Source organism: Olsenella sp. Marseille-P4559 (assembly GCF_900605015.1).
Classification (GTDB): domain Bacteria; phylum Actinomycetota; class Coriobacteriia; order Coriobacteriales; family Atopobiaceae; genus Tractidigestivibacter.
Genome location: NZ_LR027573.1, coordinates 874,304 through 900,468, shown reverse-complemented (window position 1 = coordinate 900,468; position 26,165 = coordinate 874,304). Strand labels below are relative to the sequence as shown.

21 protein-coding genes and 2 tRNA genes are annotated in these 26,165 nt (G+C 62.8%); 17 read left to right on the top strand and 6 right to left on the bottom strand.

What is annotated here, in order from left to right:
* Nucleotides 1-241: 241 nt before the first annotated feature.
* The 7 genes from mfd to E0E00_RS04140 all read left to right on the top strand — a co-directional run bounded on the left by mfd (nt 242) and on the right by E0E00_RS04140 (nt 10,864).
* Entirely contained in the window at nt 242-3,712 is a 3,471-nt protein-coding gene (gene mfd, locus E0E00_RS04170) for a transcription-repair coupling factor (RefSeq protein WP_130811296.1), read from the top strand.
* Between the two features lie 207 nt (nt 3,713-3,919).
* Nucleotides 3,920-6,025 carry a nucleoside triphosphate pyrophosphohydrolase gene (mazG, locus tag E0E00_RS04165; RefSeq protein WP_165443547.1) on the top strand — a complete coding sequence of 702 codons (2,106 nt, stop codon included), beginning with the start codon at nt 3,920-3,922 and terminating at the stop codon, nt 6,023-6,025.
* A 90-nt stretch (nt 6,026-6,115) separates the two neighbouring features.
* Nucleotides 6,116-6,946, top strand: coding sequence for a hypothetical protein (locus tag E0E00_RS04160; protein ID WP_130811294.1), 831 nt, complete (start codon nt 6,116-6,118; stop codon nt 6,944-6,946).
* Entirely contained in the window at nt 6,946-7,944 is a 999-nt protein-coding gene (locus E0E00_RS04155; protein ID WP_130811293.1) for a phosphatase, read from the top strand. The genes E0E00_RS04160 and E0E00_RS04155 overlap by 1 nt, the downstream gene beginning before the upstream one ends.
* A 14-nt stretch (nt 7,945-7,958) precedes the next feature.
* Nucleotides 7,959-8,043, top strand: a tRNA-Leu gene (locus E0E00_RS04150).
* A gap of 171 nt (nt 8,044-8,214) precedes the next feature.
* Entirely contained in the window at nt 8,215-9,873 is a 1,659-nt protein-coding gene (locus tag E0E00_RS04145; RefSeq protein WP_130811292.1) for a UTRA domain-containing protein, read from the top strand.
* Nucleotides 9,866-10,864 (top strand): transketolase family protein, encoded by a 999-nt coding sequence (locus E0E00_RS04140; RefSeq protein ID WP_165443546.1) that lies wholly within the window; start codon nt 9,866-9,868, stop codon nt 10,862-10,864. Before E0E00_RS04145 ends, E0E00_RS04140 begins: the two co-directional genes overlap by 8 nt.
* A 38-nt stretch (nt 10,865-10,902) precedes the next feature.
* Here the strand turns inward: E0E00_RS04140 and E0E00_RS04135 are convergent, their stop codons facing one another.
* From E0E00_RS04135 to E0E00_RS04120, 4 genes are all read right to left on the bottom strand, one after another.
* Complete coding sequence (locus tag E0E00_RS04135; RefSeq protein ID WP_130811290.1) at nt 10,903-11,199, bottom strand: PTS sugar transporter subunit IIB; 297 nt, start codon at nt 11,197-11,199, stop codon at nt 10,903-10,905.
* A 182-nt stretch (nt 11,200-11,381) separates the two neighbouring features.
* Nucleotides 11,382-11,456: transfer RNA gene (locus E0E00_RS04130), tRNA-Glu, on the bottom strand.
* A gap of 31 nt (nt 11,457-11,487) precedes the next feature.
* On the bottom strand, nt 11,488-12,459 hold the full coding sequence (locus E0E00_RS04125; protein WP_130811289.1) for a hypothetical protein: 972 nt from the start codon (nt 12,457-12,459) through the stop codon (nt 11,488-11,490).
* Entirely contained in the window at nt 12,456-13,529 is a 1,074-nt protein-coding gene (locus tag E0E00_RS04120) for a response regulator receiver protein (protein ID WP_130811288.1), read from the bottom strand. The genes E0E00_RS04125 and E0E00_RS04120 overlap by 4 nt, the downstream gene beginning before the upstream one ends.
* A gap of 422 nt (nt 13,530-13,951) precedes the next feature.
* On the opposite strand from E0E00_RS04120, the gene E0E00_RS04115 reads away from it, so the two are divergent.
* The 4 genes from E0E00_RS04115 to E0E00_RS04100 all read left to right on the top strand — a co-directional run bounded on the left by E0E00_RS04115 (nt 13,952) and on the right by E0E00_RS04100 (nt 18,909).
* Nucleotides 13,952-15,787: a carbon starvation protein A gene (locus E0E00_RS04115; protein WP_130811287.1), complete on the top strand. Its 1,836-nt coding sequence runs from the start codon at nt 13,952-13,954 to the stop codon at nt 15,785-15,787.
* A 425-nt stretch (nt 15,788-16,212) separates the two neighbouring features.
* A complete protein-coding gene (locus E0E00_RS04110) occupies nt 16,213-17,439 on the top strand; it encodes an iron-containing alcohol dehydrogenase (RefSeq protein ID WP_130811286.1) in 1,227 nt (408 codons plus the stop codon).
* A gap of 103 nt (nt 17,440-17,542) precedes the next feature.
* Nucleotides 17,543-18,064: a helix-turn-helix domain-containing protein gene (locus E0E00_RS04105; protein WP_130811285.1), complete on the top strand. Its 522-nt coding sequence runs from the start codon at nt 17,543-17,545 to the stop codon at nt 18,062-18,064.
* The gene (locus E0E00_RS04100) at nt 18,007-18,909 is read left to right on the top strand and encodes an IS3 family transposase (RefSeq protein ID WP_242622161.1); all 903 of its coding nucleotides are present in this window, start codon (nt 18,007-18,009) and stop codon (nt 18,907-18,909) included. Before E0E00_RS04105 ends, E0E00_RS04100 begins: the two co-directional genes overlap by 58 nt.
* A gap of 258 nt (nt 18,910-19,167) precedes the next feature.
* Here E0E00_RS04100 and E0E00_RS04095 read toward each other — a convergent pair whose 3' ends face one another.
* On the bottom strand, nt 19,168-19,929 hold the full coding sequence (locus tag E0E00_RS04095) for a DeoR/GlpR family DNA-binding transcription regulator (RefSeq protein ID WP_130811284.1): 762 nt from the start codon (nt 19,927-19,929) through the stop codon (nt 19,168-19,170).
* A 228-nt stretch (nt 19,930-20,157) separates the two neighbouring features.
* On the opposite strand from E0E00_RS04095, the gene E0E00_RS04090 reads away from it, so the two are divergent.
* Genes E0E00_RS04090 through E0E00_RS04065 form a run of 6 tightly spaced genes read left to right on the top strand, consistent with a single transcriptional unit; the run spans nt 20,158 to nt 24,476 of the window.
* A complete protein-coding gene (locus E0E00_RS04090) occupies nt 20,158-20,874 on the top strand; it encodes a class II aldolase/adducin family protein (protein WP_130811671.1) in 717 nt (238 codons plus the stop codon).
* Nucleotides 20,875-20,928: 54 nt separating this feature from the next.
* Nucleotides 20,929-21,381, top strand: coding sequence for a PTS sugar transporter subunit IIA (locus E0E00_RS04085; protein WP_130811283.1), 453 nt, complete (start codon nt 20,929-20,931; stop codon nt 21,379-21,381).
* 52 nt (nt 21,382-21,433) lie between these two features.
* Nucleotides 21,434-21,736, top strand: a complete 303-nt coding sequence (locus E0E00_RS04080) for a PTS sugar transporter subunit IIB (protein ID WP_130811282.1) — start codon at nt 21,434-21,436, stop codon at nt 21,734-21,736.
* Between the two features lie 44 nt (nt 21,737-21,780).
* Entirely contained in the window at nt 21,781-23,205 is a 1,425-nt protein-coding gene (locus E0E00_RS04075) for a PTS transporter subunit IIC (RefSeq protein WP_130811281.1), read from the top strand.
* A 30-nt stretch (nt 23,206-23,235) separates the two neighbouring features.
* A complete protein-coding gene (locus E0E00_RS04070) occupies nt 23,236-23,907 on the top strand; it encodes a class II aldolase/adducin family protein (RefSeq protein WP_130811280.1) in 672 nt (223 codons plus the stop codon).
* 23 nt (nt 23,908-23,930) lie between these two features.
* Nucleotides 23,931-24,476: a YcxB family protein gene (locus E0E00_RS04065; protein WP_130811279.1), complete on the top strand. Its 546-nt coding sequence runs from the start codon at nt 23,931-23,933 to the stop codon at nt 24,474-24,476.
* Between the two features lie 369 nt (nt 24,477-24,845).
* Here E0E00_RS04065 and E0E00_RS14300 read toward each other — a convergent pair whose 3' ends face one another.
* Nucleotides 24,846-25,394 (bottom strand): transposase, encoded by a 549-nt coding sequence (locus E0E00_RS14300; RefSeq protein ID WP_165443545.1) that lies wholly within the window; start codon nt 25,392-25,394, stop codon nt 24,846-24,848.
* Nucleotides 25,395-26,165 lie beyond the last annotated feature (771 nt).

Here is a 26,165-nt window from a genome sequence, read left to right as displayed (position 1 = left end):
TCACGGCTGCTGGTGACTTTATCCCAGCGGGGTGGCGAGTCGCTGGGGCTGTGATTGAGTCGCAGTTTTGGAGTGCTCGCCTTCCGCCTGCGCCCAAAGCTGTGCGGACGTGGTGTGGCGCTGGGTTCAGCGGCTCCTGCCTGCTACAATCGCGAAGAAGAACCGTCAGGCACCGCCCGCGCGCAACCATGCGCGGGCAGTTTTTTCATGACCACGCCGCTCACCCAAGGAGCCTCCCCGTATGTTCATCAACCGCGTCTCTCGTCAGCTTCTCTCCGCGCCGGAGCTCACGCCGCTTCTCCATGAGCTTCGTGCCGGCAGGGACGCCTCGCTCGCCGTGGGCCAGAGCGCCCGCCCCCTTGTGATTGCAGCTTTGTGGGCGCACAACCCTCGCCCCTGCCTGGTAGTTGTTTCCGGCGAGGAAGCCGCCTCCCGCGCCGCCCGCGCCCTTGCCGCGTGGCTGGGGCAAGACGTTGTGGCGCGCTACCCCATGCGGCGTGACTACCCCTGGGCCGACACCGCCCCCGACGACGCCGTCATTGGCACACGCTGCCGCTCGATTGCCCGCCTGGCCGCAGGCGAGAGCTGTGTGGTTGTGGCCTCGGCGCCGACGCTTCTCCGTCGCGTCCCACCTGTGGGCTCGGGCTACTTTGCCTCGAGCTTTTTCTCGGTGGGTGACGAAGTGCCCTTTGAGGACGTGGCTCCGCTGCTGGTGGGCATGGGCTATGCGGACGTGGGCGGCGCCGAGGATGTGGCAGCGCCGGGCACCTTCCATGTGCACGGAGACGCCGTCGACGTGTTTCCCGCGCAGGCAACGTCTCCGGTGCGCATCGAGTTCTTTGGCGACGAGATTGACCGCGTGCGCCGCATGGTGCCCTCGACGGGCCAGACCATCGGCGAGCTGGACTCGGTCGAGGTGGTTCCCTGCCGCGAGATGGCCCTTACCAACGAGACCGTCACCAGGGCCGAGAAGGCCCTCTACAACCGTGCGCACGACAACGGCAGGGTTGCGGCAGACCTCGAGGCCATCCAGGCGCGCTCTGTCCAGCCGTCACTCGAGAAGTACCTGCCGATGCTCTATGGCGGCACAGCCAGCCCCATCGAGCACATCTCCAAGGACGCCCTGATCATTCTCTCGGAGCCCCGTGCGCTCTTCGACGACTGCCAGCGCGCCACAGAAGACATTGCTGCCTCGGCGTCGTCGGCGCACGTCCCAACCGACGGCCTCTACACCAGCCCGCGCGAGATGGACTTTGGTCGCCAGCAGCGCCTGTCCCTCTCGTCGATCCTGCGCGTGGGCGGATCGGTGACGGCGGAGCTCAAGGTGCGCCAGCCCGACGTGGCTGGTGCCGACAGCAAGCTTATATCGGTGGTGCGCCAGCTGGTGAACGACAATGCCAGCGTGGTCTTTGCCGCTCCGGACCGCGGCGCCCGAGAATCGCTTGAGCTGCGCTTGAACGACGAGCACATCCCCTTTGCGGAATCTTTGGGGTCGGCGGGCGAGAATGCCATCCCCGTGACCTCGCCGGATGCCAACGATACCGCAAAGCCGCTGCGGCGCGGCTCCGTGATCTTCACCGACGCGCCGGTGCCCGCAGGCATTGTGATGCCCTCGGCGCACCTGGGCGTGCTCTCGATCTCTGACCTCACGCCGCGCACGGCCCGCAACCGTCGCCGTGCGAAGCGCGTGGACCCCACGAGCGTGACGTTCCCGTTCAAGCCTGGTGACTACGTGGTCCATGCCACGCACGGCATTGCGCTCTTCTCGCAGATCGTGCGCCAAGAGGTCGCCGGTCGCATGCGCGACTACTTCCTTCTGGAGTATGCTGGCGGCGACAAGCTCTACGTGCCGCTCGAGCAGGTGGACCGCATCACGCGCTACGTGGGTCCCGACGGGTCGAGCCCACGCCTCACGCGCCTCAACACGGCGGACTGGTCGCGCGCCACGGGCAAAGCCAGGCGCTCGGCCAAGAAGCTTGCATTTGACCTGGTTGACCTCTATACCCGCCGCGCCTCGGTGATGGGCTATGCGTTCTCGCCCGACACGTCGGCCCAACAGGACATGGAGTCAAGCTTCCCCTATGACCCCACGCCCGACCAGGCCTCTGCCGTGGCCGACATCAAGGCCGACATGGAGGCGAGAAAGCCCATGGACCGCCTGCTCTGCGGCGACGTGGGCTTTGGCAAGACGGAGGTTGCCCTTCGTGCGGCGTTCAAGTGCTGCCAGGACGGCAAGCAAGTCATGGTGCTGTGCCCCACGACGATTCTGGCCGAGCAGCACTTCGAGACGTTCTTTGCGCGCTTCTCGCCCTTTGAACTGGACGTTCGCGTACTCTCGCGCTTTGTGACTCCGGCGCAGCAGCGCCAGGCGCTCGAGGGCTTTGCGGTAGGTACGGTGGATGTGCTCATTGGCACGCACCGGCTCCTCTCTGCAGATGTTAACCCCCATGACCTGGGCCTCGTTATCATCGACGAGGAGCAGCGCTTTGGCGTGCAGCACAAGGAGCAGCTCAAGAACATGCGCGAGCAGGTAGATGTGCTCACGCTCTCGGCCACACCCATCCCGCGCACCATGCAGATGGCCATGAGCGGCGTGCGCGACATGAGCCTCATCATGACGCCACCGCCGGGGCGCCTGCCGGTAAGGGTGCACGTGGGGGAGTGGGACCCAGACCTGGTCTCGGCTGCCATTCGCAACGAGCTCGAGCGCAAGGGGCAGGTCTACTACGTGAGCAACCGCGTGACGACCATCGACGACGCCGTGGACCGCGTGATGGAGGCCGCGCCCGAGGCCCGCGTGGGCGTGGCGCACGGCAAGATGAGTGCCCGCGAGGTCGAGGACGTGATGCTGCGCTTCCAGGAGCACGAAATCGACGTGCTGGTGGCCACGACGATCATCGAGAGCGGCCTTGACAACCCGCGCACCAACACGCTGGTCATCGAGGACTCGCAGCGCCTGGGCCTGGCGCAGCTCTACCAGCTCAAGGGGCGCGTGGGCCGTGGCCGCACGCAGGCGTACGCGTACTTCATGTTCCCCTCGACGGCACCGCTCACGCCCGAGGCCACCGACCGCCTCACGGCCATCAACGAGTACCAGGACCTGGGCAGCGGCATGCGCATAGCCATGCGCGACCTCGAGATTCGCGGTGCCGGTTCGCTCATGGGCGCCGAGCAGCACGGCAACCTCTCAAGCGTGGGCTTTGACCTCTTCACCCAGATGCTTGGCGAGGCCGTGGCAGAGGCGCGCGGCGAGACGGCCGAGGTGGAGGTGCCCGAAGTCACCATTAACCTCTCGGCAGACTTCTACCTTGCGGAGGAGTACATGCCCGAAGTCGACCAGCGCGTGCTCGCCTATCGCAGGCTTGCGGCTGCAACCGAGCTTGCCGACGTGGACGCGCTCCAGCACGACCTGGAGGAGAGCCACGGGGCGCTGCCGCTTGCTGGGCGCAACCTTCTCGATCGCGCGCGCATCCGCATCCGCGCGCAGCGCCTGGGATGCACGTCGGTCTCGCTTACCAACGGGCGTCTCGTCTATCAGGGGATTGACGTGCCTCGCACGGAGGCGCTCAAGCTCAAGGAGCGCGGGGCTCTCGTCTACCCCAAGACGCACAAGCTGGCATACCCCTTCCACGCGAAGCAGGAGGAGGTCATGCCTGCCGCGCTTGGCGTGCTGGAAGAGATTGGTGGCGGGGACGAGACGGACGACGAGTAGGACGCGCCCTAGGGTCCAGGGCCTGGGCCGTCGACGAATGTGTTGCGGGTTGTCACACGATTGGGACCGAATGTGTGACGCATGCAGGATGTCACAGAATCGTTGACGAATGTGTGACGGACGGCAACACAATCGGGCCGACAAGGGCGCAGGTGTCCTACCCTGGTGGCACCTGGCCACAGGAACACGATGAGAGGAGCGGGCCCCATGGCTTTGAGCAAGAACGACAGGGCAAGGCTCGTCAGGTCTGGCAGGCTGGCGCACACGGCGCTCGCTGCGGCGCGCATGGGGTCGAGAGGGACTCTGCACTCCACAGGGGAGGTCGCAGCCACCCCGGCCACAACGCCAGCTCCCGGTGACATCACAGACTACCTGCGGGGTGCCCTTCTCGTTGGGGATGCGGACGACGGCCTGATAGAGCCCTATCGCTTCTCAAAGAAGCAGCTGCGCTACCTGGACTCCGTTGGCCGTGGCCGCAGGGCCCGTGCGACGGCCGGCGTGTGCCTGGCACTCGTGACCACGGGCAACGCGGTCTCCCTTGACTGCCGCGTGACAGGGGCCCTCGATCCGGCGCACCCGCTCTACGACGCGGTCATGAGCCACCTGGGAAGCCTTGGCCAGGCAGAGGACGGCCTGGTAGACGGTATCGACGTGGTCATCGAGGGCGGACAGGTCCATACCGCTGCGGTGCGTGACGGTCGCATCTCCGTGGACTTTGACAACCCCGGGCACGCGCCTGTCGAAGTGCGCATCTACCTGCCGCTCATCATGTCGGTTGCCGTGGGGCGCCTCGCCACGAACGGTACGGCGACACCCGCGCGGCGCCGCGGATACCTCCTCACCCTCGGTGACTCCATTACCCAGGGCTTTGTTGTGGGCTGCCCGTCGCTGGCGTATCCGGCGCTCCTCGCAGAGGCGCTTGGCCTTGACCTTGTAAACCAGGCTGTCTGCGGATACGTCTTTGACCCGCGGACGCTCATTGGCATGAAGGCGCTACACAAAGACCCGCCTGCGGCAATCACCGTGGCGTACGGGACCAACGACTGGGGACGCAAGGGGTCTGGCAAGAAGATGCGCCGCGATGTCGCCGCCTACCTCGACCGACTTTGCGAACTCTTTCCCAAGACTCCCATCTACGTGCTCACGCCGCTTTGGCGCGCGGACGAGGAGGACGAGGCCACGCTTGCTGGCATCCCCAGCGGCAAGCCGCTTTCCTGGGTGCGTCGCTCCATCGAGCGCGCCTGCCGCCGCCATGCCAACGTGACCGTGGTCGACGGCTTGGGGGTTCTACCGAGAAACCCCTTCATGTTTGCCGACGGACGCCTGCACCCGGGCTCCACGGGCGCGGCAATTGTCGCGGAGGCGCTGGCCGCTGCCATGCGCGGGGACATTGCCGAGGAGGGCGGAGGCGTGCTGCGGCCGGCGTCGGGGGCTGCGGCCTCTGCGTCTGCCGCAAGCGGACTTGACGCAGTGGACGCCGAGAGCCTCTCGCGCCCCGGCGCCCCTGGAGCGCACCGTGAGTTCGACCGCCTCGTGCGAACGGTCTGGCGGCTTCGCCAGGAGGACGGCTGCCCCTGGGACCGCGAGCAGACACACGAGTCGCTTGTGCACTACATGGTCGAGGAGGCCTATGAAGCGGCCGACGCCCTGCGCACAGGTGACCCCTCTCACATGGCCGAGGAGCTGGGAGATGTGCTCTACCAGGTCGTTCTCAACTCTCAGGTGGCATCGGAGGAGGGCTCCTTCACCATCGACGACGTCTGTCGCGCCATTGACGAGAAGCTCGTGCGCCGCCATCCACACGTCTTTGGAGACGCAGACGCATCCACCCCTGAGGACGTCGCGCGCATCTGGGACGATGCGAAGCGCCACGAACGCGAAACGACCGGCGCCACGCTCGCCGGCGAGAAGGGCCAGGCGGGTCTTCTCGACTCGGTTCCGCGTTCGATGCCGGCACTCATGCAGTGCCAGAAGATCAGCGCCCGTGCGGCCAAGGCGGGCTTCGAGTGGGATGACGTCTCTGGTGTGTGGGACAAGGTGCGCGAGGAGCGCGATGAGTTCGAACGAGAGCCCAAGGGCTCGCAAAGCCGTGTGCTCGAGTTTGGCGACCTGCTCTTTGCGCTGGTAAACGTTGCGCGCATGGAGGGAATCGACGCTGAGGGAGCCCTTGCGCAGAGCAATGACAAGTTCCGTCACCGCTGGTCGCGCATGGAGGAGCTGGTCCGCAAGGACGGCCGAGAGCTCACTGCCTTATCGACCGCTGAGCTTAACGAGCTTTGGGACCGTGCGAAGCGAGAGGAGAATTGGTCCTGAGCCTAGCCGCGAGCCCTTCTGGTATAGACTGGAACCCATGCGGTAGACCCGCGCTGTTACGCCAAACCACACTAGAAACGAAGCGACGGCATGAGCAGATATTCAAGCATGGAGATTGCGCTGGGAGGGTCCACAAGCATGGTGCCCCGTCCGGCTGTCTACACCTATTCCACAGGCAGAAGCCATCGTCCGCCCTTCTCGGCAGTGAGGGAGGGCGTACGCGTGGAGGAGGACGGCCCAACCGGTTGCCATGTGGGAACGGGCTCCGCCCCGCGGCCTCGCTCGGACGGGATGCAGTCCACGGCCGCCCGTCGGCGCTCGTCTCGCAGCGCGTCCGTCAGCCGTTCCAGAGAAACGCGTTCCGTGGGAGCTGCCCGCGCCCCTCGCGTGCGGCCGCGTTCCGAGCGTCGTGGCGGGCGTGCCGCAGAGCCTGCCTCGGCAGCCGTCTCTGGCGTTGCCGACAAGGTCGCGGGTGTTGCCTCCGGGGCCACATCTGCTGCCTCTGCCACGGCCTCTCGTGCCGAGGAGTTTGTCTCTGCGCATCGCCTCCCGGTGATCATCGCTGCCGTCGTCATCGCCGTGGTAGTCATGCTCTATGGGCCTACGTGCAGCCTCTATGCCGCGTGGCGCTTGGGCCTTGACCTCCAGGCCACCTATGACGTCACCACCCAGAGCAACGACCAGCTCACAAGCGACGTCGACGCCCTCATGACGCCCGAGGGCGTCCAGGACCTCGCGCGGCAGCGCGGCTATGTGGGTGAGGACGAGACGGGCGTGGTGGTCGAGGGCCTGCCGGGCGAAAGCTCCGATGCCACCCCCATGGGCACGGGCACGTACGTCTCGGCAGACGTCCCCTGGTACGTGAGCGTTGCCGACGTAATCTTTCAGTACCATGGCGACACAGCGGGGAGCGGCAACTAATGCGCAGGGTCGCAGTTATCGATATTGGCACCGTCACCTGCCGCCTTGCGGTGGCAGACGTCGAGGGGCCGCGCGTCATCCGCCTGGGCAAGCAGTCGAACATCTGCAACCTTGGCCAGGGCGTCGACAGGACCGGCAAGCTCGCGCAGGAGGCCATGGAGCGCGTCTTTGCGTGCGCGAAGGCCTACGTCGACTCGGCGCGCGAGTCCGGTGCCGAGGCCGTGTGCTGCACGCTCACAAGCGCCGCCCGCGATGCCTCGAACTCGCCCGAGTTGGGTGCGGCATTGGCCTCGCTGGGGCTTGACCCGCTTGTCATCCCCGGACAAATCGAGGGCGCGCTCACCTTCCTGGGGGTTGCGCAGGACTTCGACGACCGTCGCATCCTTGTTGCCGACAACGGTGGCGGCTCCACCGAGCTTGCCGTGGGAGAGCTTTCCGGCGGCACGCTTGACCTGGGTTGGGTTACCTCAGTCCAGATTGGCTGCAGGCGCCTGACGGAGCGCTTCCTCTCGCGTCAAGACCCGCCCTCTGCAGAGGATCTGGCCCAGGCACACGAGTACGCAGGACGGCTCTTCTCACAGGCGCTTGCAGATGCCGGCGACCGCATGAAAGACCCCCAGGCGCTTGTGGTCACGGGCGGAACGGTGACCACGCTCGTGGCCATAGACGGCGAGCTTGAGCCATACGACCCGTCCTACGTGCATCTCCACGAGCTCTCGTGCGAGCGCGTGGGGGCGCTTGAGCAGCGCCTGGCCGGTCTCGCGCAGGAAGAGCGCGCCACGCTCAAGGGCATCCAGGCAAAGCGCGCGCCCGTGATCTTGGGCGGTGCCGTTGCCATCTCTGAGCTCCTGCGCCAGACGGGATTCCCAAGCCTCACCGTGAGCGAGAGCGACCTTCTCTTTGGCCTTTCCATCGTCGCTGCTGCTATGCTTGATGGGCGCGAGTCTCCGGTGGTCTGGAAGCCCGTCATGAGGCCGCTCAAGGCGCCGGGACAGTAAGGCGCCACATACCTGGGGGCGTGGCGGAATTGGCATACGCAGGGGACTTAAAATCCCTCGCCGAAAGGATTGTGGGTTCGAGTCCCACCGCCCCTACCAGCCCGCTTCTCGCGGAGGCACAGCGTTGCCGGGGCCATGTGCCGGGGTAACGCCCGCCGTGTTGTTTTGGCGCATGCGCCCAGAACATCCCGTTGCGTGCTACATATGGAGACAAGTGGTGTACAACTATGTCTCGCAACGTCGATGCGCCTGAGGCAGGGGAGGGGCGACATGGCAGAGAACGGCAAGGGCACATTTCGTGACGCGCCGCAGGCAGTGGCTGACGGGGCTGTGAGGCGAGTCGCCGGCAAAGCGGGGTCTGCCCCCGTATATTCCAAGCTGGCAGACCTCCTACGCGAGAAGATTGGCCTGCACGAGTGGGCGCCCGGCTCGCGCATCCCCTCGGAGCACGAGCTCATGGCGCGCTTTGGGATCTCGCGCGGCACTGTTCGCCGCGCCATCGGCGAGCTTGTGGACGATGGGTTTCTCATCCAGATGCGCGGCTCGGGCACCTTTGTCTCCGAGCGCGCCCTTGCGCATCCGGCGGGCGAGCGCCCCCTCTCGTTTGGCGAGTCCCTGCGCGAGCAGGGCAAGGACTTTGTGACCCACGTGCTTGAGAAGCGCGTGGTGCCTGCGCCCGCAGACGTGGCCGAGCACCTGCGCATCCAGCCCGGAAGTCCGGTGCTCTACCTGCTGCGCGTTCGCACGGTGGGAGGCAGGCCGGTCATCTGCCAGGAGGGTTGGGAGAACTTGGGCGAGTGTCCGGGCCTGGAGGATGCGGACTTCTCGCATGAGACGGCCTTTGATGCCGTAGAGCGCTGCTCGGGGAGAAAGATCACCTGGTCGAAGGTGCGTTACTCCGCCACGGTGGCAGGGAAGCGCGCGACGGCGCTGGGGTGTGGCGAGCATGACCCCGTGCTCGTACTGCGCCAGACCATCGGCCTTGCCGATGCGACGGTCATCGAGCAGGGCCTCACGTGGCTGCGTGCGGGGCAGGAGGTCGCAGGCACCTCGGTTCAGGGCGGCTGGCTTCCTACGGCGCTTGCCCCCGCGCTTGGGGCCTCTGAGCGTCGCCGCCTCGCGGGGCTGGCGCAGGAGATCCGCAGAGGCGTGGTCGAGTTCGCGCATGCCAACACGAGCATACCATTCCACCTGGGCGGAAGCCTTTCCGCAGCAGAGATCTTCGCCGTGCTCTACGGCGGCGTCATGCGCACGGGGACCGATGGCACCCCCTGGGAGCAGCGTGACCGCTTTGTGCTCTCAAAGGGCCACGCTGCGCTCTCGCTCTACCCGGCTTTGCTCCATGCGGGCCTTGTCTCACGGGAGGACATTGGCCGCGGGCTTCTCGGCCCCAATGCGGTGCTGTTCAAGCACCCCAGGCGCGACCCTGCGCGTGGCCTGGAGACCTCTGGCGGCAGCTTGGGCATGGGGCTGGGCTATGCCTGCGGGCTGGTCATTGCCGCCGAGAGGCGCGGGCTTCCCTCGCGCGTCTTCTGCCTCTTGGGCGATGGCGAGTGCAACGAGGGCTCGGTCTGGGAGTCTGCTGCGCTTGCCGGACACATGGGGCTGGGGTCGCTCACGGTCATCGTGGACGTCAATGGGCTGCAGCTCGATGGCCCAACGGCACAGGTGCTCGACACGGGAAGCCTTGCGGAGAAGTTCCGCGCCTTTGGCTTTGAGGCCATCGAGGTGGACGGCCATGACGTGAGCGCCCTCTGGAGCGTGCTGGTGCCCGGTCACATGCGCCCCCGCGCGGTGCTTGCCCACACCACAAAGGGCAAGGGGCTCTCGTTTGCCGAAAACTGCGTGGAGTGGCACGACAACAAGCTGACCGACGAGCTCTATGCACAGGCGTTACGGGAGCTTGGCAGGGAGGTGGGCCATGCCTAGGGAGGCTGCTGCCGCAGCTCCAGTGGCCGCTTTGGATGCTGCCGAGTTTGACCGACTGGACTCTCGTGTGGCCTTTGGGCGTGCACTTGGTGGGATTGCCGAGAATGACCCGCAGGTCATGGTCGTTGTCTCGGACTATGGCCGCCGTCTTGCGCTGGACGGGCTTCGCTCCAGGCTTCCGGGCTCCGTCATTCAGTGCGGCATTGCCGAGCAGAACCAGGTTGAGGTGGCCTCGGCCCTTGCCAACGAGGGCTTCCACGTGTTCGCACCGTCGTATGCGCCGTTCATCACGGCTCGCGTGCTCGACCAGGCGCGCGTGAACCTGGGGATGATGGAATCGCCTGTCGTGCTAGTGGGGCTTGGTGCAGGCTTCCATGCGGGCATTCTGGGCCCCAGCCACATGGCGCTGGAGGACCTGGCCTGCATGCGGTCGATTCCCGGCCTTACCGTGGTAACCCCGACGACCAACACCGAGCTTGCCTCCGCGCTCGCCGAGCTTGCACACGATCCGCGCCCCGCCTATGTGCGCATCACGCAGGCACCCGCCGGAGACCCGGCGCTTCCCATGGGCGACTTCCAGATTGGCCGCTGCCACGTGCTGACGGACGACAATCCCGGGCACATGGTAGACGTTGCGATTGCCGCCTGCGGCTCCATTACGGTGCGCGCAGCTGCGGCCGCAGATCTTCTCAGGCAGCGCGGCCTTGCCTGCCGCATGGTGAGCGTGGGCACCGTGAGACCCCTTGACCGGCGCGTAGTTGAGCTTCTCGGCCGCGCACGGCTTGCCGTGACGGCGGAGGAACACAGCGTGGCGGGCGGCCTTGGCGGGCTGGTTGCCGAGTCTTTGCTCGAACGGCGCGCGGCACCAGGGCTTTTGCGGCTGGGTGCGCCTGACGGCTACTTAGAGGCGGACGAGCAGGACCGCCTTCTCGAGCGTGCGGGCCTCACACCCGAGGGCATGGCTGCGTCCATCCGTGCTCGGCTGGGGTAGGGCGGCTCACGGGTGCCGGCGCTTTGGCGACGCTGGCACTACTGCTCCATGAGGGCGAGGATCTGCTCGTTGGCGGCTTCCTCGCCGTGCCCCATGAGGTAGGGCGTTCCGTCCACAAACGGGCAGTGCAGCTCTGAGGGGCAGATGGATGTCGCCACAATAAAGTCGCAGTCCTTGGACTTCTCGCCTGCGGTGCCCAGGGGCACCTGCGCAATCTCGTAGCGGCCCTTGTAGCCGTGTGCGTCGAGCAGCTCTTCGACCCTCTTGCGTGCGATCGTCGAGGTCACGATGCCGGATCCACATGCAATGAGAATGCGCCTCTTCTTATCCGACATCCCTGAGCTCCCCTCGATGCGGGCGGCACGTCGCTGCCCACGAGCGTCCGTCTTGACATTGCCATAGTAGCCCGAGACCGGGGCGGGCGGTAGCTTTTGGCGCCACCGCTACGGCGAGAGGTGCTTCTCGACGGACAAAAGAGGCCGCCTTCCTACCGAAGGCGGCTGTCACTTGGTGCAAATGGTGCCCCCAACGAGACTCGAACTCGTGTCGTCGCCTTGAAAGGGCGATGTCCTGACCACTAGACGATGGGGACGCAGGTGAGAGTATATCAGAGCGAGACAACTCTACCACTCGTAGCCAGTATCCTCCGAGAAGGACTCTCCTGCCGCGTGGAACCACGGGAACCCGTCGGCCCAGCCCACAAAGTCGGGGATGTCGGCGATGATGGGCTCTGCCTCGTGGACGGCGAAGGTTGCCTCCTCGAAGCTGCCGGCCGGGGCCTCGGGCCTGTCGGGGAGGTAGAGCTCCACGTACGTGGGCCTGAGCAGGGCGTACGCCGCGCCCTCGCAAAGCTCGCCATACCCACGCAGCGCCCTGCGCGCGGCGTTCATGCGGCCAAGCTTGTAGAGAAGGATGGTGCGGCCGAGGTTGAGCCAGCAGTTCTCGCGCCCGGCAAGACGCGCGTCAAGCTCGTTGAAGCCCTCCTCGTCCTCGAGGCGAGCCAGCGCCAAGGCGGCCGTGAGACGTCCGCCAACAGCGTCGGCGGGGGATGCCGCCATGAGGCCGTGCGAGACCTCAATCGCCATGCGGTAGCGACCGCTCTCAAGGCAGGTGCGCGCAATGGCGTCCCACAGGCGCAGGCGGGGCCGCATGAAGACGTCGTCCCAGGCATCACCCGTGGCACCCAGGCCAAGCTCGATGTCCTCGTCCGCGTCGCCCTCAATTTGGAGCAGGGCGTCAAGCCTGTCATCGGAATCCAGCTCTGCGGCAAGCGTCTGAACCAGTCGGGCGTCGATGCACCCTTCGTCTTGCGCGAGCGCCTGCGCGCATGCGGTCGAGAGGGTCTTCAGCCTGTGCGCACGGGTGGCACGAAACTCGTCATCATCGAGCAGTTCATCATCATGTTCGGCATGGTGAAACGCCTCAAGTGCCCCTACGAGCGTTGCGAACGCCTCCTGCTCGGGAGAGTCCACAAAAGCCGTGGGGTTCTCCTGCACCGCCAGGCGAAGCTCGGCAAAGCCCTCGTCAGAGAGAGTGCCAATCTTCTCGCGACGCCTCTGGGCGCACCTTAGGACAAACTCCTCTCGTCCGTTCACCAGGCGTCACCGCCCTGGGGTCCCTGCCCATCGCGCTGGTAGTAGGGCCTCGAGAGTCCCTGGGCCTCCGCCAGCGCCTTGGGATAGAGCTTTGCGGTGGCCCGGGCAACCCATGAACCCAGGACTCCTCGTCCGCTCTTGTCCTCGCCCTCCTGCAAAAGCACTGTCGCCTCCGAGATGGCAAGGATGAACTCGTCTTCGCTGTAGGGCGGCACTGCCAGGCGAGCAAAGATCCCATCCGGAAGCTCCATCTGGGTGATGAGTGCCGAGGCGTAGCCCTCGTAGGTGCTGCACAGACGTTCGAGGAGCTGACGCGCCAGGGCCATGTCATGGCTCTTGTGGGCAAGTGCCAGGTGGGCTATGCTCATCCAGGCGTCATCGGTCGCGCGGGGGGGAACAACGGCCTGGTAGCGCTTGGCCAGTGCGTCGAGCGACGCCGCATCCTCGAGCTTGGCGTAGGCAAGGGCCAGCGTGAAACGCACGTCTGACTGGTCGGAGGGGTCCTGCTCAAGCAGACGCTCGCCAGTCTCTATGCAGATGCGGTTGCGCCCGCAGATGAGAGCCTCCTCGGCAAGCGCGGCCATCCAGCGCCGATAGGGGCGCATGGCAATGTCTCGGCTAAGGGCGACGCGCTCGTCATCGCCGTTATCGGGAACCGCGTCGCGCGTGGCTTGGCAGGAAGCCAGAACCTCGTCGGTGCCTTCGGAGAGGAAGGCGAACTGCGCGTCGAACGTGGGGCTTGTGCGCGAGGCGCGCATGCGAATGGCGTCGTAGCAGTTGGGGTCAAGCGAGATGGCCTCGTCGAGAAGGTCGCGGCCACGCGAAATGAGCGAGCCTGCCTTGGCCTCGCTGGAGAAGGGCAGCTGGTAGTCGATGACCTCGGCGGCAACGGCCACCAGGTGGAAGGCGCGGTCGGCATCCGATTGAGGGAGCGTGTCCCTATCGCGGGCAAAGCGACGACCAAAGTCCGTGAACGCGTGAGCGGCAGCCACCGGGTTGCCCTTTGGCAGCGACTGCGCATAGCGCAGCGCTAGGCGCTGGTAGTCTTCTCTCCTCGGGTCATACGACACGGCTGCCTCCCTTCGATGTTCCCCATGGTATCCCATGTGCCAGAGATTATCGTCCGCCGTAGGGAACGGGATGCCTTGCCCCTTTAATGTGCGCCTCAATACGACAATTGCTATGAACGGTCACCAGAGGACGGTAAACGTTGGGAAATTGTTTCGAACTGAGGCCCAAAACGATTACGTTTTGGAGAAAGTTTGGAGAGGCCTCCATTGCGAGCAGCGTTGTTGAGCCGACTCACCGTATCCAATATCTAAGGAAATCATTTGGCCTCTATCCTAATTCATACAGAGAATTGCAGAAATATCCAACAGTTTGGCTCTCTTCGAGGGGCTTCGGCCCAGCCCCAAAGGATGTACCATGCCCCGCACCGAGCGCAATCAGCGGAAAAGATCCGCGGCGCCCTACCCAAAGGAGGTAAGACGACATGAACGGTATCGCGATCATCTTGATAAGTGCGGTGGTCCTGATTATTGGTTACCTCGGGTACGGGCGCTGGCTAGCCAAGTCGTGGGGTGTCGATTCCAAAGCGCTCACCCCTGCGGTCCGCATGGAGGACGGCAAGGACTTCTCGCCGGCATCACGCTTCACGGTCTTTGCGCACCAGTTTTCCTCGATCTGCGGCGCAGGCCCCGTCCAGGGCACCATCGTTGCCATGGCGTTTGGCTGGGTTCCCGTTATGCTGTGGGTCCTTGTCGGCGGCATCTTCTTTGGCGCCGTGCATGACTTTGGCGCCCTCTACGCCTCAATGAAGAACAACGGCAAGTCGCTTGCGCAGCTCATCGAGAAGTACATCGGCAAGACGGGCCGCCGCCTCTTCCTGATCTTTAGCTGGCTGTTCTGCCTCATCGTTATCGCTGCCTTCACCTCGATGGTCGCGAGCACCTTCAAGGTGGTTGCCGCCGACGGCGGCGGGGTTGACCTTGCCAGGTCCTACTACGGCGCTGCCGCAGGCACCATCTCGCTGCTCTTCACGTTTGTCGCCATCGCCTTTGGTTGGTTCTGCCGCAGGTTCGACCTCAAGGGCTGGAAGCAGTTCGTCTGCGCCCTGGTGCTCATCGTTGCGATGTTTGCCGTGGGCATGCAGTTCCCCATCTACCTCGACACCAACGGCTGGATTGCCGTCACGATGGCCTATCTCGTGTTTGCCGCCGCGATGCCCATCCAGAAGCTCAAGCAGCCGCGTGACTACCTCACCACCATCATGATGGTCGTTATGATCGTTGCCGCCGTGCTCGGCATCTTTGCCATGGGCGTGAACGGCCAGGCCGAGATGACCGCCCCTGCCTTTGTTGGCTTCACCAACGCAAGCGGCCAGCTCCTCTTCCCCGTGCTCTTCGTCTCTGTTGCCTGCGGCGCCCTCTCCGGCTTCCACAGCCTTGTCTCCTCCGGGACCTCCTCCAAGCAGGTTGCCAACGAGACCGATGCGCTCTCCGTTGGCTACGGCGCCATGGTGCTCGAGTCCTTCGTGGGCATGCTCGCGGTTGTCATCGCGGCCATCATGTACAAGGACATGAACACGGGCAATGCAACGCCCTTCCAGATCTTTGCCGGTGGCGTGGCCAAGGGTGTCGAGCTCATGGGCGTCAACTCCACCATCGCAACGGTCTTCATGACCATGTGCGTCTCGGCGCTGGCCCTGACCTCGCTTGACGCCGTGGCCCGTATCGCCCGTGTCTCTCTGCAGGAGTTCTTCGCTAAGACCAACGACGCCCGTGCCGTCAGCACCGAGAAGACCGGCATCATGAAGATTGTGGGCAACCCCTGGTTTGCGACCGTGGTCACCCTGCTCGGCGGCCTGTCGCTCACCTTTGGCGGCTACCTCAGCATCTGGCCGCTCTTTGGTGCCTCAAACCAGCTGCTTGGTGGCATGACCATGATCACCATCGCCGTCTTCTGCAAGGTCACCGGTCGTAAGGGCTGGATGCTCTACGTGCCCGTGGCATTCCTGCTCTGCTGCATCTTCACCTCGCTTGTGCAGTCGCTCATCGGCTGTGTGGTTGCCATCAGCGCATATGGCCTCCTTGGCACCACCGCGACCGGTGCGTCCGTGCTTGTCACCTCGGGCATCCAGCTCGTCTTTGCAGTGCTTCTCGTGGTGCTGGGCGTCATCGTCGCCTACAACTGCCTGAAGGAGCTTTTCACCAAGAAGGCCGGCTCCGTTCCCGACGAAGAGCCCGAGTGGTCCGGGCTCGGTCGCAGGCACGTCGAGGAGTCCAAGCATGACGTTGCCGTGGACGCCAAGACCGAGGTCACCGCATAGGGTGTGCCTCTCACCTAGGGCGAGGCTTTCGTGGCGTACGGTTGGGCGCATGGTGCTGGTGGCACCAGGCGCCCTTCCTGTGTGCGCGCGTCGTGAGCGGGTCGCACACCAGTTGCACGCGATTCTGTAATGTGTTGAAACTATGACGATTTGGTCACGGCCGGGTGTCAGAGAATCCCAAGGGTAAGCACCTCGGTGGAGCAAGGACGCGACCTTGTGCCTGCATAAAACCGTTTGCTAGAAAGAGGCTCGTCTCCATCTCGCATTTGGTAGGATGGGTCGGCTTTCAAGGACGGGCTGGCAGGTATGCGTTGTGCTGCCCGTCAGGCTTTGTGTTGTTCCAGCTTGGCCATCAGAGAGGGCCAAACGGCCTTCTCGAACATTTGCCGCCATCGGTGGCGGCCAGTGAATTGGAGGATGTGCTTATGGGACGTTTTACTAACCCGCGTGACCTGTACTTTGGTGAGGGCTCTCGCCACGAGGTCAAGAACCTCAAGGGCAAGAAGGCCATCATCGTCTCCGGTGGTCACAGCATGCGTCGCGGCGGCTTCCTGCAGGATGTCCAGAAGGACTTGGAGGACGCCGGCTTTGAGGTCAAGCTGTTCGAGGGCGTCGAGTCCGACCCGTCGGTCGAGACGGTCATGAAGGGCGCCAAGTTCATGCAGGACTTTGGTCCGGACTGGATCATCGCCATCGGCGGCGGTTCGCCCATCGATGCGGCCAAGGCCATGTGGATCAAGTACGAGTACCCCAAGTGCACGTTCGAGGACATGTGCAAGGTCTTCGGCATCCCCGAGCTGCGCCACAAGGCCCACTTCTGCGCCATCAGCTCCACCTCCGGCACCGCGACCGAGGTCACGGCCTTCTCGATCATCACCGACTACCAGCAGGGCATCAAGTACCCCATCGCCGACTTTGAGATCACGCCTGACGTCGCCATCGTCGACCCCGAGCTCACGTACTCCATGCCCGCCAAGCTCTGTGCGCACACCGGCATGGACGCCCTCACGCACTGCCTCGAGGCGTACGTCTCAACCGCCGCGTCCATGTTCACCGATGCCGACGCCCTGCACGGCATCCGCGAGATCCACGAGTGGCTGCCCGTCTCCTACACTGGCGACAAGGACGCACGCCAGCACATGCACGAGGCGCAGTGCCTCGCCGGCATCGCCTTCTCCTCCGGCCTGCTGGGCATCGTGCACTCCATGGCGCATAAGACCGGTGCTGCCTTCGAGAACGGCCACATCATCCACGGCTGCGCCAACGCCATGTATCTGGGCAAGGCCATCCAGTGGAACTCCAAGGACCCGCGTGCCCACGAGCGCTACGCCTATGTCGCCAAGGAGATCCTGCACCTGTCGGGCGACAGCGACGATGCGCTGATCGAGAGCCTGGTCCAGGAGATTCGCCACATGAACGACCAGCTCAACATTCCGCAGAGCATCAACAACTACGCCAACGGCGGCGTGAAGGCCGATGCCACCGGCGAGTCCGTCATGGTCTCCGAGAAGGAGTTCCTCGAGAAGCTCCCGACCATCGCTGCCAACGCCGAGAAGGACGCCTGCACGCCCGAGAACCCGCGCAAGACCACTGCTGCGGACTTCGAGAAGATCCTCAAGTGCTGCTACTACGACGAGCCGGTGAACTTCTAACAAGTCACGCGGCCGCGCAGGCTAAGGTTGAACGAAAAGGGGAGCCCGCCGGCATGTGAACCGCCTCCCATTTCTTGGACATGAGAAATGGGAGGCATTCTTTATGTCCGTCAACTCTGGCAGCCGCCACGACGAGGACACGAGGCGGCGCGCCGCAGAGATGTTCGGCTCCGGCGTCGGCCATAAGGCGGTCGCGGGAACCCTGGGCCTGTCGGCGTCGACCGTGCGAAAATGGCACCTGACCTACAGGGCGATCGGCGCGGAGGGGCTGCTGGACACGGGCAGGGCCCACAGGGGATACGACTACGAGACGAAGCTGGCCGCCGTCCGGGCGGTCGTCGAGGGGGGCGTCACGAAGGCGCAGGCGATGGAGCGGTTCGGGATAGCCTCGCGCACCCCGCTCGACAGGTGGTGCGAGGCGTACCGCGAGGTCGGCGCCGAGGCGCCCGGGCCCAGGCCCAAGGGCAGGCCGCCCGGATCGAAGTCGAGGCCCGTCGAGCCCACCCGCGAGCGGGGGCTCGAGCGGAGGGTCGAGAAGCTCGAGGCAGAGAGCGCCTACCTAAAAAAATCGATCGCCCTGAAGGCGGGGAAGCGCTCTCGAACCGCGAGAAGGCGGCGATCGTGAGCGGGCTTTCAGGGCAGTACCCCCTCGCGGGCCTGCTGGAGGCCGCGGGGCTGGCGAGGTCGAGCTGCTACTGGGCGCTCAAGAACCCCAAGTCGCCCACGAGGCCGGAGCTGTGGGACAAGGCCCGCGAGATATTCGGCAGGACCGCCAACGGCTGCGGCCACAGGCAGATCGCCATGTGCCTGCGCGCCGAGGGGGGCGCGGCCATAGCCGACAGGACCGTGCTCAAGATGATGCACGAGATCGGGATTTCCTGCGGGATCCGCCGCGAGACCGACTACCACAGGCACGACTCGTACAAGGGGGAGGTCGGCGAGGCCTTCGAGAGCGTGCCGGGCAGGGACTTCTCCGCCGGCGGGCCCTGGCAGAAGCTGGGCACCGACGTCACCGAGTTCAGGCAGCCCTGGGGCAAGGCCTGCCTCGCGCCCGTGTACGACTTCGGCAGCAAGGGGATTCCGGCCTCCTCGATATCCAGGCACCCGGACATGGCCCAGCAGGGCGAGATGCTCGACATGCTGCTGCCCAAGGTCCCCGAGGGGGCGCACCCGGTGATGCGGTCTGACATGGGCTGGCAGTACCAGCACGAGAGGTACTGCTCGAGGCTCAGGGAGGCGGGGGTCGTCCAGAGCATGTCCAGGAAGGGCAGCTGCCTCGACAACGGCGCCACCGAGCAGGTCTTCGGGCACATCAAAGACGAGCTCTTCCGAGGGCGCACCTGGCCGGGCTTCGAGAGCCTCAAGGCGGACCTCGAGGAATATACAATCCACTGGAACACCAAGAGGAGGCAGGTGAAACTGAAGGGCCTGACCCCGGAGGAGTTCCGGGGCCAGGCCCTGGCAACCTGATTTCTATTTAGCCCGTCCAAGTTTTGGGGCGCAGTTCAATGTGTCGACGGGCCCCCTTGTGCGTGCGGGTGCGGGAGTTCGCGGGGCGCGAACACAGAGCATTGGAAGTAAGGCTCTGCGTTCGCCAGCAAAACCGCAGGATTCTGAGGCAGGCCAAAATATAGTTATGCGTTCGCTGAAGTGCAGCGTAGGTGGCGGCAGGTGGAAGACTGCTGCGCTACCATTCTGTTTCTCGCGAAGTCTGACTGGGTGCGCGTTCTAATCCTCGTCAATCAGAATGCAGCCTGTCTTGTCGAGGCTCTCACGCCACGCTTCACTCAAGGGGTGGTCGGTAATGATTCCCGTCACCTCGTTGAAGTCGCAGAGATGAACAAAGGACGTGTTGTCGAATTTGGAATAGTCGGCGACAAAATAGGTGCGCTGAGAGTGCTCGAGAACAATTCTCCTCACATCATTCCACCGGTCCGTAGAATCGGTAATCCCGCTCTTCAGCGAAAGCGATCGGCAGGAAAGGAATGATGTATCCACATAGTAGCGTCCTATCGTCAGCTCTGCAATCGGCCCATAGAAGGCTTTTTCGGTGGTGGAATAGTTGCCGCCGATGCCAATGAGCCTGATATTGGGGCATTTTGAAAGCAAATTAAGGATCATCAGATTATTGGTCAGCACCGTTATGCGCATGTCCTGGAGAAGCTTCGCTATGTAGAAGCAGGTGGTGGAATTGTCCAGGAAGATTGTGTCTCCGTTATTTACGAACTGCAGGCAGCGAGAGGCGATTACTTCTTTGCTGCCGCGGTATGCGGTGGTGCGGATATTAACGTCCACAAGATTGTCGACGCCGGTCTGGACATAGGCTCCGCCATACGAGCGCTTTAGCGTGCCTTCAGATTCGAGGGCCTTGAGATCCCTTCTGATGGTTTCGCCGGTAACTGAGAAGATGCTTGCCAGCTCTGATACCGAAGCGCTTTTCTTCTCGTGTACGAGCTCTGCTATTTTTTGACGTCTAACTGCACCAATCATAGCTCACCAGTCCGAAAGCCTAGAAACCTTGGTAAAGCATAAATGATGACCTATTTTGTCCGATGCTGCCCCAGCCTTTCCGTCAATCGCCGCTCACCGGCAAAACAATAACATCGGGCAGAAAACCAACAATATTCCTATTACATCATCAACAGTGTGCGTTATATATTGCATTGTATTGATTGTATCTGTTGGAAAATGTTTAAATATGGAAGGGTGGTGAAGGAAATGCAACAGATATATATGCCTGAAGCGGAGGCGCGCCACTCCATTGTCGAAGTTGGAAGACGAATGTATGAACATGGCTATGTCGTAACCAATGACGGCAACATTTCCGTCAAAATATCTGACTCTGAAATCATCGTGACGCCCACTGGTATCTCCAAGGGATTCATGACACCAGAAATGATCGTGAAGATGAACTTGGATGGGAAAGTGCTCGCGGCTGAAGGAGCGAAGCCGTCCAGCGAGGTGAAGATGCACCTGCGCGTCTACGCAGAGAGCGATACGGTCACGGCTGTAGTCCATGCGCACCCGATTTACGCGACTTCTTACGCGATTGCTGGCATTCCACTGGACGAGCCGATTCTGTCTGAAGCGATGCTCCAGATTGGCGCTGTCCCAATTGCCAAATATGCAAAGCCCGGAACATATGACGTGCCAGATGGAATTGCTCCGTATGTGAAAGGCTACGGAGCGGTGCTTCTATCGAATCACGGAGCTCTGACATGGGGAACGACGCTCAGGGAAGCTTTTGCCCGCATGGAAGTGCTCGAGAATTACGCCCACATCAACTTTATAGTGAACCAGCTCGGGGGAGGACGCGGACTTGACGCAGAGCAGGTTGCCGGGCTGGAAGGCATTCGCAAGGACATGGGGCTCGCTCCGATTGCCATGCCTAAAGGCCGGCCTGAAAGGGAGAACGGGGAGGACCTGGTCCCATAGGCGTGAAGACATCTTTGAGCGTCGGCAATATATGGAGCGGAGGGTAACTTCAATATGCTTTTAAGAAAAGAGCTTGTAAACGTGAATCTGGAAGCTTCGTCCAAAGAGGATTTGCTCCACAAGCTTGCAAATGAGTTTCTGGACGAAGACCTAGTGAAGCCATCATTCATGCAGGCCATTCTCGATAGGGAAGAAGAATATCCCACTGGCTTGCCTGCGGTGGCATTTGATATCGCCATCCCACATTGTGCAGCATCGAATATAAATGAGACATCGATGGGCGTGGCAACTCTCGCGCATCCCATCGAATTCCAGCAGATGGGTTCACCAGAAATAACGCTGCATCCAGAAGTGGTTTTCATGCTTGCTATCCAAGATCCAGGTAAGCAGCTGGAGACGCTCCAGAAAATCATGGCTGTTATCCAAGACTGCGGACTGCTTGAAAGTATCCGGGCTGCAAAGAGCGCGGACGAGCTATATGGCCTGCTGGCACCGAGGGTCAATTAGCGTCAATTTGCCGGAGGGTCCGGCATAGTGAGGAAGGAAGAAGGAAGAAACCATGTCCAAGAAAGTCAAGTTCCTGTCAGTGTGCGGGTCTGGTGTCGTGACATCCCACATGATGGCCAACAAGATCGTCGATATGCTCTCTGACGAGGGCTATGACGCGGAGGCCGACGAGTGCAACCCCTCCGAGCTTGATGGCTATCTGATGCGTGGCAAGTATGACTTTATCGCCAATTCCAGTCCCATCGGCGACTCCCATGGAGTGCCTGCATTCTCCGCAATGGGCCTTATCACTGGTCTTGGTGACGCGGAATTCCTCGAGCAGGTGCTCGACCTTCTGCATAAGGAAGGCAAGTAAGGCCGGTAGGAGGGAATCAGCAATAAGAGAGAGAAAGGGAAAGAATGGACGCATTTCTCAACGCCTTGAACCTTTTCTTCACGACGTTCAAGGCCGCGGTCTTTGTCCCTGTTTTTATTTTCGTCATTGCCCTCGCTATGGGCGTGAAGCCCAAGAAGGCTTTTTTCTCCGCCTTGTCGGCCGGCGTTGGTCTCGAGGGCTTCTCCTTGGTCATTGGCACATATAGTCCGATTCTTCAGCCAATCATTAGCAACATGATCAACTCCGTCGGTATCAACCTGCCCATTGTCGACCTTGGCTGGCAAACGACTTCGATCATCGCCTATTCATATCAGGTGGGTATGATTTATATAGCCGTTGCAATTGCGCTTCAGGTCATCCTGTACCTCATCAGGTATACGACAATCTTCCAAGCGGGCGATCTGTGGAACAACTATTCGTATTTCGCATGGGGCTCCTGCCTCTTCGTCCTGACCGGTAGCTTCTGGCTTGCAATGGCATGCATGGTCGTGCAGCAGCTCTATACCCTCCTGTGCACCGAGATCATTGCCAAGCGTTGGTCTACCTATTACGGCTATCCGAACTGCTCCATCGCATCCCTTCATACAGCAACCTGCGGCATCATAGCCGTTCCTCTCAATCTCCTTCTTGACAAGCTTGGCCTCTACAAGACCAATGCCGACCCCCAGGCGCTTCGTCAGAAGCTCGGCTTTATCGGCGAGCCAATGACGCTCGGCCTGTTCCTCGGCCTTCTTATCGGCGTGATTGGCGACTTCAATAAGCTGGGTGAGCTTGCTACCTGGGGCGAGATTACGACATGTGGCATTGCGACGGCTGCGGTTATGGCTGTCTTCCCGAAGGTCTCGGGCATCTTCGCTGGCTCCTTCTCTGCTATCACCGAAGCAGGCAAGAAGAAGATGAAGAAAGCGGGAACGGGCAACCGCGAATGGTACCTGGCAGTGAATGACGCTACTGGTTACGGCGAGGCAGCAACTCTGATTACGGGCATCTTGCTCATGCCGGTCACCCTGCTCGTCGCATTCATCCTTCCGGGTAACCTCACGCTCCCGATGCTCGACCTTGTCGCCATTCCTTACATCATCCAGCCTTTCGTCGCTTGCTCGAACGGCAATATTGTCAAGTCCTTTATCGGTGGCCTGATTTTCATGATTATCGACCTCTATTGCTGCTCGCTGACGGGCGCTGCTTTCACGCAGGTCGCTGTCTCTACGGGCATTGATATGGGCTCCTATGGCATGATTACCTCCCTTGTTATCCTTGGCCAGCCTGTTGGCGCCATCATCTTCATGGCGTTCCTCAGCCAGAATCCAATCACCATCGCTGCCGTTGTTGCCGTCTACGTTGTCTGCTACATCCTTGTCCACAAGAACATGGATGCCATCCATGCGTTCATTGAGAACTCTGCGGTGAACCATCAGGTCGGCGTTCCTGCTGAGGCAACCGAGTAGCGGAGATAGGAAAGAAGGAGATTCATTTACATGCCTTCCGTAAAAGATATCAAGCCGGAGCTGATAACGCTTGTCAGATTGTCTGGTGTCCGCATGATTGACTCCGGCCTTACCGTGGCTACCTGGGGAAATATCAGCTGCTGTGATCGAGAGACTGGACTCATGTATATCACGCCCAGCGGCATGGATTACCACGAGATTGTCGACGATGATATCGATGTATATGACCTCGAAGGCAATCTTGTGCAGGGACACAGACGCCCCTCAATCGAGCACGACCTGCATCGCGGTATGTATAATGCTCGCCCTGAGGTTTCGGCTTGCGTCCACACCCATCCCATTTTCTCGACGGTGTTCTCGTCGATGGGGGAGAATATCCCCATCAATCTTCACGACGAAGCGGCCCAGGCGCTTGGAGATACTGTGCGCTGCGCAGACTACTGTCTGCCTGGGACGGTCGAACTTGCAGATGCTGCAGTAAGGGCCATGGGCAAAAAATCGAATGCCTGCCTCCTGCGCAATCATGGAGCGGTCTGTATCGGCGCGGATATGGATGGTGCCTTCAAGGTTTCCACTGTACTGGAAATGGTTGCTGAAATCTATTGGCGCATTCGTGCTACCGGCGGCACCTACGTTCCCATCTCCGACGAGAATGTTGCCGCCATGCAGGTGTTCGTCAAGACGAAGTACGGCCAGTACTAGAGATTCGTGCGGAGAGATAGACCATGACGTATACATACAAGTTTAAGATCGATGCCCCCACGTTTCGCAAGGCGCTCTACTTTAATGCCTTCGCACGCAAGCGAAACCAGTTGGTTTTCGTGGTTGCTGCATGGGTCGGGGCAATCATGCTTGCCTGCATGAACGTCTTTGGCAGACTGAGCCTGTCGAATGTAGTTCAGATTTGCTATATCGTGGTACTTCTCTCCGTACCTCTGCTTGTCTTCTCCTGTGAAAGGGGCTGGCGCGAATATCGCGACAGCGGGTTGCCTGAACGCGACAGAAGCATCTCCATCAGCGATGACTGGATGAAGTTTCGTATAAGCGGAAATCCGGATTCTGAGAAGGTCGGATGGCATAACGTCTCTGCCATTTTCGAGCTTGCGCAGGAGTTCATCATCTATCGAGATGCTGACCAGATGGTTGTCCTTCCAAAATCGGTGATGAAGAATGAGGACATTCCTCTCATAAGAAGTCTCTTTGCCAGCAAGCTGGGGAGGTGCTATAAGACGCGCGGTGTGGTAGCGCGGGAGCTATACACTGCTTCATAGCCTCTATGCACTAATTTTGAGTTTGAACGGCGGGAGGACCTGCATATGCAGGCCCTCCCGCCGCACGCAACGTTAAGTATTGTCAGCGCCTATACTCTGGCGCTCTTCTTGGAATTACTCGTTACGAGCGATATCACAGGCATGGTCGAGGGGACGCTCAAGGCTCGATGCGTCAACTATTCGATGCTCCTGCATGTACGAAGACTATCTTATGCGAAACCCTTCTGGAAGAAGGGCTCGAGCTTGCCTCAAGGGATGAGGCCGTCCTGACCGTCCTTCGCATCAGGTCTTCCGCCGAAGAGACTGTGGAGGGCGTCGCTTAGCACGATAAAGAGCTCCGTATTCGCGGGGGGTGTCCCTATAGTTTTGTCAAGCCGTAGCAGGCGGCTTTCCTACAACGTCCGCCGGCGGCTCCACATATGGCACCCGGTCGCGCATCACCGCATGGATGACGCGCAGCCTCTTGCGTGCCACTGCCTTGAGCGCCTTGTTGTGCCCCATGCCCCGCGCCACGCAGGCATCGCAGTGCCTTCCGAAGCGCCTCTTCGTCCCCACGGGGGGGTCGCAGCCGAATACGAGGGGGTTCTTGAGCGCCTTGTTGCCTCCGCGGGCGTCCCTCTGCGACCTGACGGACGATCCCGAGCCGTGGCCCGCGGGCACGAGGCCGCGGCATGCGGCGAGCCTGCCGTCCCCGGGGAAGGGCGACATGCCGATCGACGTGGCGGGCGCCGATGCTGTCTTGGGGCCCATGCCCGGGATGGCGGGCGGGCACCGGTGGGCCTCGTCGTCCCGGGGCGGGCGCCCAGGCCCTGCGGAGGGCCCCGCCCCCCCGGGATCGGCCTCGGGGGCCTCCCCGGCAAGGCCCCTTGCAGGCATGTCCTCCGCATCGGGACGGAAGGCCGGGGAGGCCGAGCGCATGGCTGCCCCCCACAGAATGCGTCCCCTGCCCGCGCGGGCGCGCCCTGCCTCGCGCACGGCGCGCAGTGGCGCCCCCTGCCGGCAGCGGCGGGCCCCTTCGCCCCCCCATGCTCGGCCGTCGCCGCGAGCCGCCATGGGCTCGGGAGCGGAGCTGCGGCCCCGGAGGCCGGGTCGGGCTCGAGGGGCGCCGCATGGGGCCCGTTGCGTGCCATGGCGGCGCGCCTCGTGGCGTAGGCGAGCCGCGAGGACGCCAGCGAGACGGAGGCGCCCAGGCCGTCCGTCTCGGCGACCGGCCCGACGGCCGCCCCGACCCCGATCCCCGCCTGCGCGGCCGCCTCGGCGTCCATGCGGCCGTCCTCCGCCGTCCCGGGGAACGTCCCCCGTGCGTGCCTCATCGCCTTTCCTGGAGGGCACCCGGCGCCGGCCCCCCTCGCGCGGCACCTGCGCACGACGAGCGAGCCGACGTCGTCCTTCCGGCCGGCGACGGCCGGGGACCCCCCCGCCCCGCCGGGCAGCGCGTCGACGCCCCCCTGGCGCCTGTCCGGCCTGCGGCTGGCCCCGATGGGGCCGCCCGGATCCAGCCCCGCTGCCCAGCGGGATGGCCTCCCGGCATCCGTCCCGAGATGGAGGCGGTGCGGGCCGAGCCAGCCTCTCCGCCTGCGTCCCATGGTGGCAGCCTCCCCCTAGGCCGGCTGGCCACCATGCCTGAGGGGCGACATCCACATTGCCCCGCCGTCGCGGCCTGCCGGGCGGCCCATCGCCGTCAGCCGT

Bases quoted from the DNA above. Each gene is read 5' to 3' on its own strand.
- mfd (WP_130811296.1), top strand. From the start codon at position 242: ATGTTCATCAACCGCGTCTCTCGTCAGCTTCTCTCCGCGCCGGAGCTC.
- mazG (WP_165443547.1), top strand. From the start codon at position 3,920: ATGGCTTTGAGCAAGAACGACAGGGCAAGGCTCGTCAGGTCTGGCAGG.
- E0E00_RS04160 (WP_130811294.1), top strand. From the start codon at position 6,116: ATGAGCAGATATTCAAGCATGGAGATTGCGCTGGGAGGGTCCACAAGC.
- E0E00_RS04155 (WP_130811293.1), top strand. From the start codon at position 6,946: ATGCGCAGGGTCGCAGTTATCGATATTGGCACCGTCACCTGCCGCCTT.
- E0E00_RS04145 (WP_130811292.1), top strand. From the start codon at position 8,215: ATGGCAGAGAACGGCAAGGGCACATTTCGTGACGCGCCGCAGGCAGTG.
- E0E00_RS04140 (WP_165443546.1), top strand. From the start codon at position 9,866: ATGCCTAGGGAGGCTGCTGCCGCAGCTCCAGTGGCCGCTTTGGATGCT.
- E0E00_RS04135 (WP_130811290.1), bottom strand. From the start codon at position 11,199: ATGTCGGATAAGAAGAGGCGCATTCTCATTGCATGTGGATCCGGCATC.
- E0E00_RS04115 (WP_130811287.1), top strand. From the start codon at position 13,952: ATGAACGGTATCGCGATCATCTTGATAAGTGCGGTGGTCCTGATTATT.
- E0E00_RS04110 (WP_130811286.1), top strand. From the start codon at position 16,213: ATGGGACGTTTTACTAACCCGCGTGACCTGTACTTTGGTGAGGGCTCT.
- E0E00_RS04105 (WP_130811285.1), top strand. From the start codon at position 17,543: ATGTCCGTCAACTCTGGCAGCCGCCACGACGAGGACACGAGGCGGCGC.
- E0E00_RS04095 (WP_130811284.1), bottom strand. From the start codon at position 19,929: ATGATTGGTGCAGTTAGACGTCAAAAAATAGCAGAGCTCGTACACGAG.
- E0E00_RS04090 (WP_130811671.1), top strand. From the start codon at position 20,158: ATGCAACAGATATATATGCCTGAAGCGGAGGCGCGCCACTCCATTGTC.
- E0E00_RS04085 (WP_130811283.1), top strand. From the start codon at position 20,929: ATGCTTTTAAGAAAAGAGCTTGTAAACGTGAATCTGGAAGCTTCGTCC.
- E0E00_RS04080 (WP_130811282.1), top strand. From the start codon at position 21,434: ATGTCCAAGAAAGTCAAGTTCCTGTCAGTGTGCGGGTCTGGTGTCGTG.
- E0E00_RS04075 (WP_130811281.1), top strand. From the start codon at position 21,781: ATGGACGCATTTCTCAACGCCTTGAACCTTTTCTTCACGACGTTCAAG.
- E0E00_RS04070 (WP_130811280.1), top strand. From the start codon at position 23,236: ATGCCTTCCGTAAAAGATATCAAGCCGGAGCTGATAACGCTTGTCAGA.
- E0E00_RS04065 (WP_130811279.1), top strand. From the start codon at position 23,931: ATGACGTATACATACAAGTTTAAGATCGATGCCCCCACGTTTCGCAAG.
- E0E00_RS14300 (WP_165443545.1), bottom strand. From the start codon at position 25,394: ATGCGCTCGGCCTCCCCGGCCTTCCGTCCCGATGCGGAGGACATGCCT.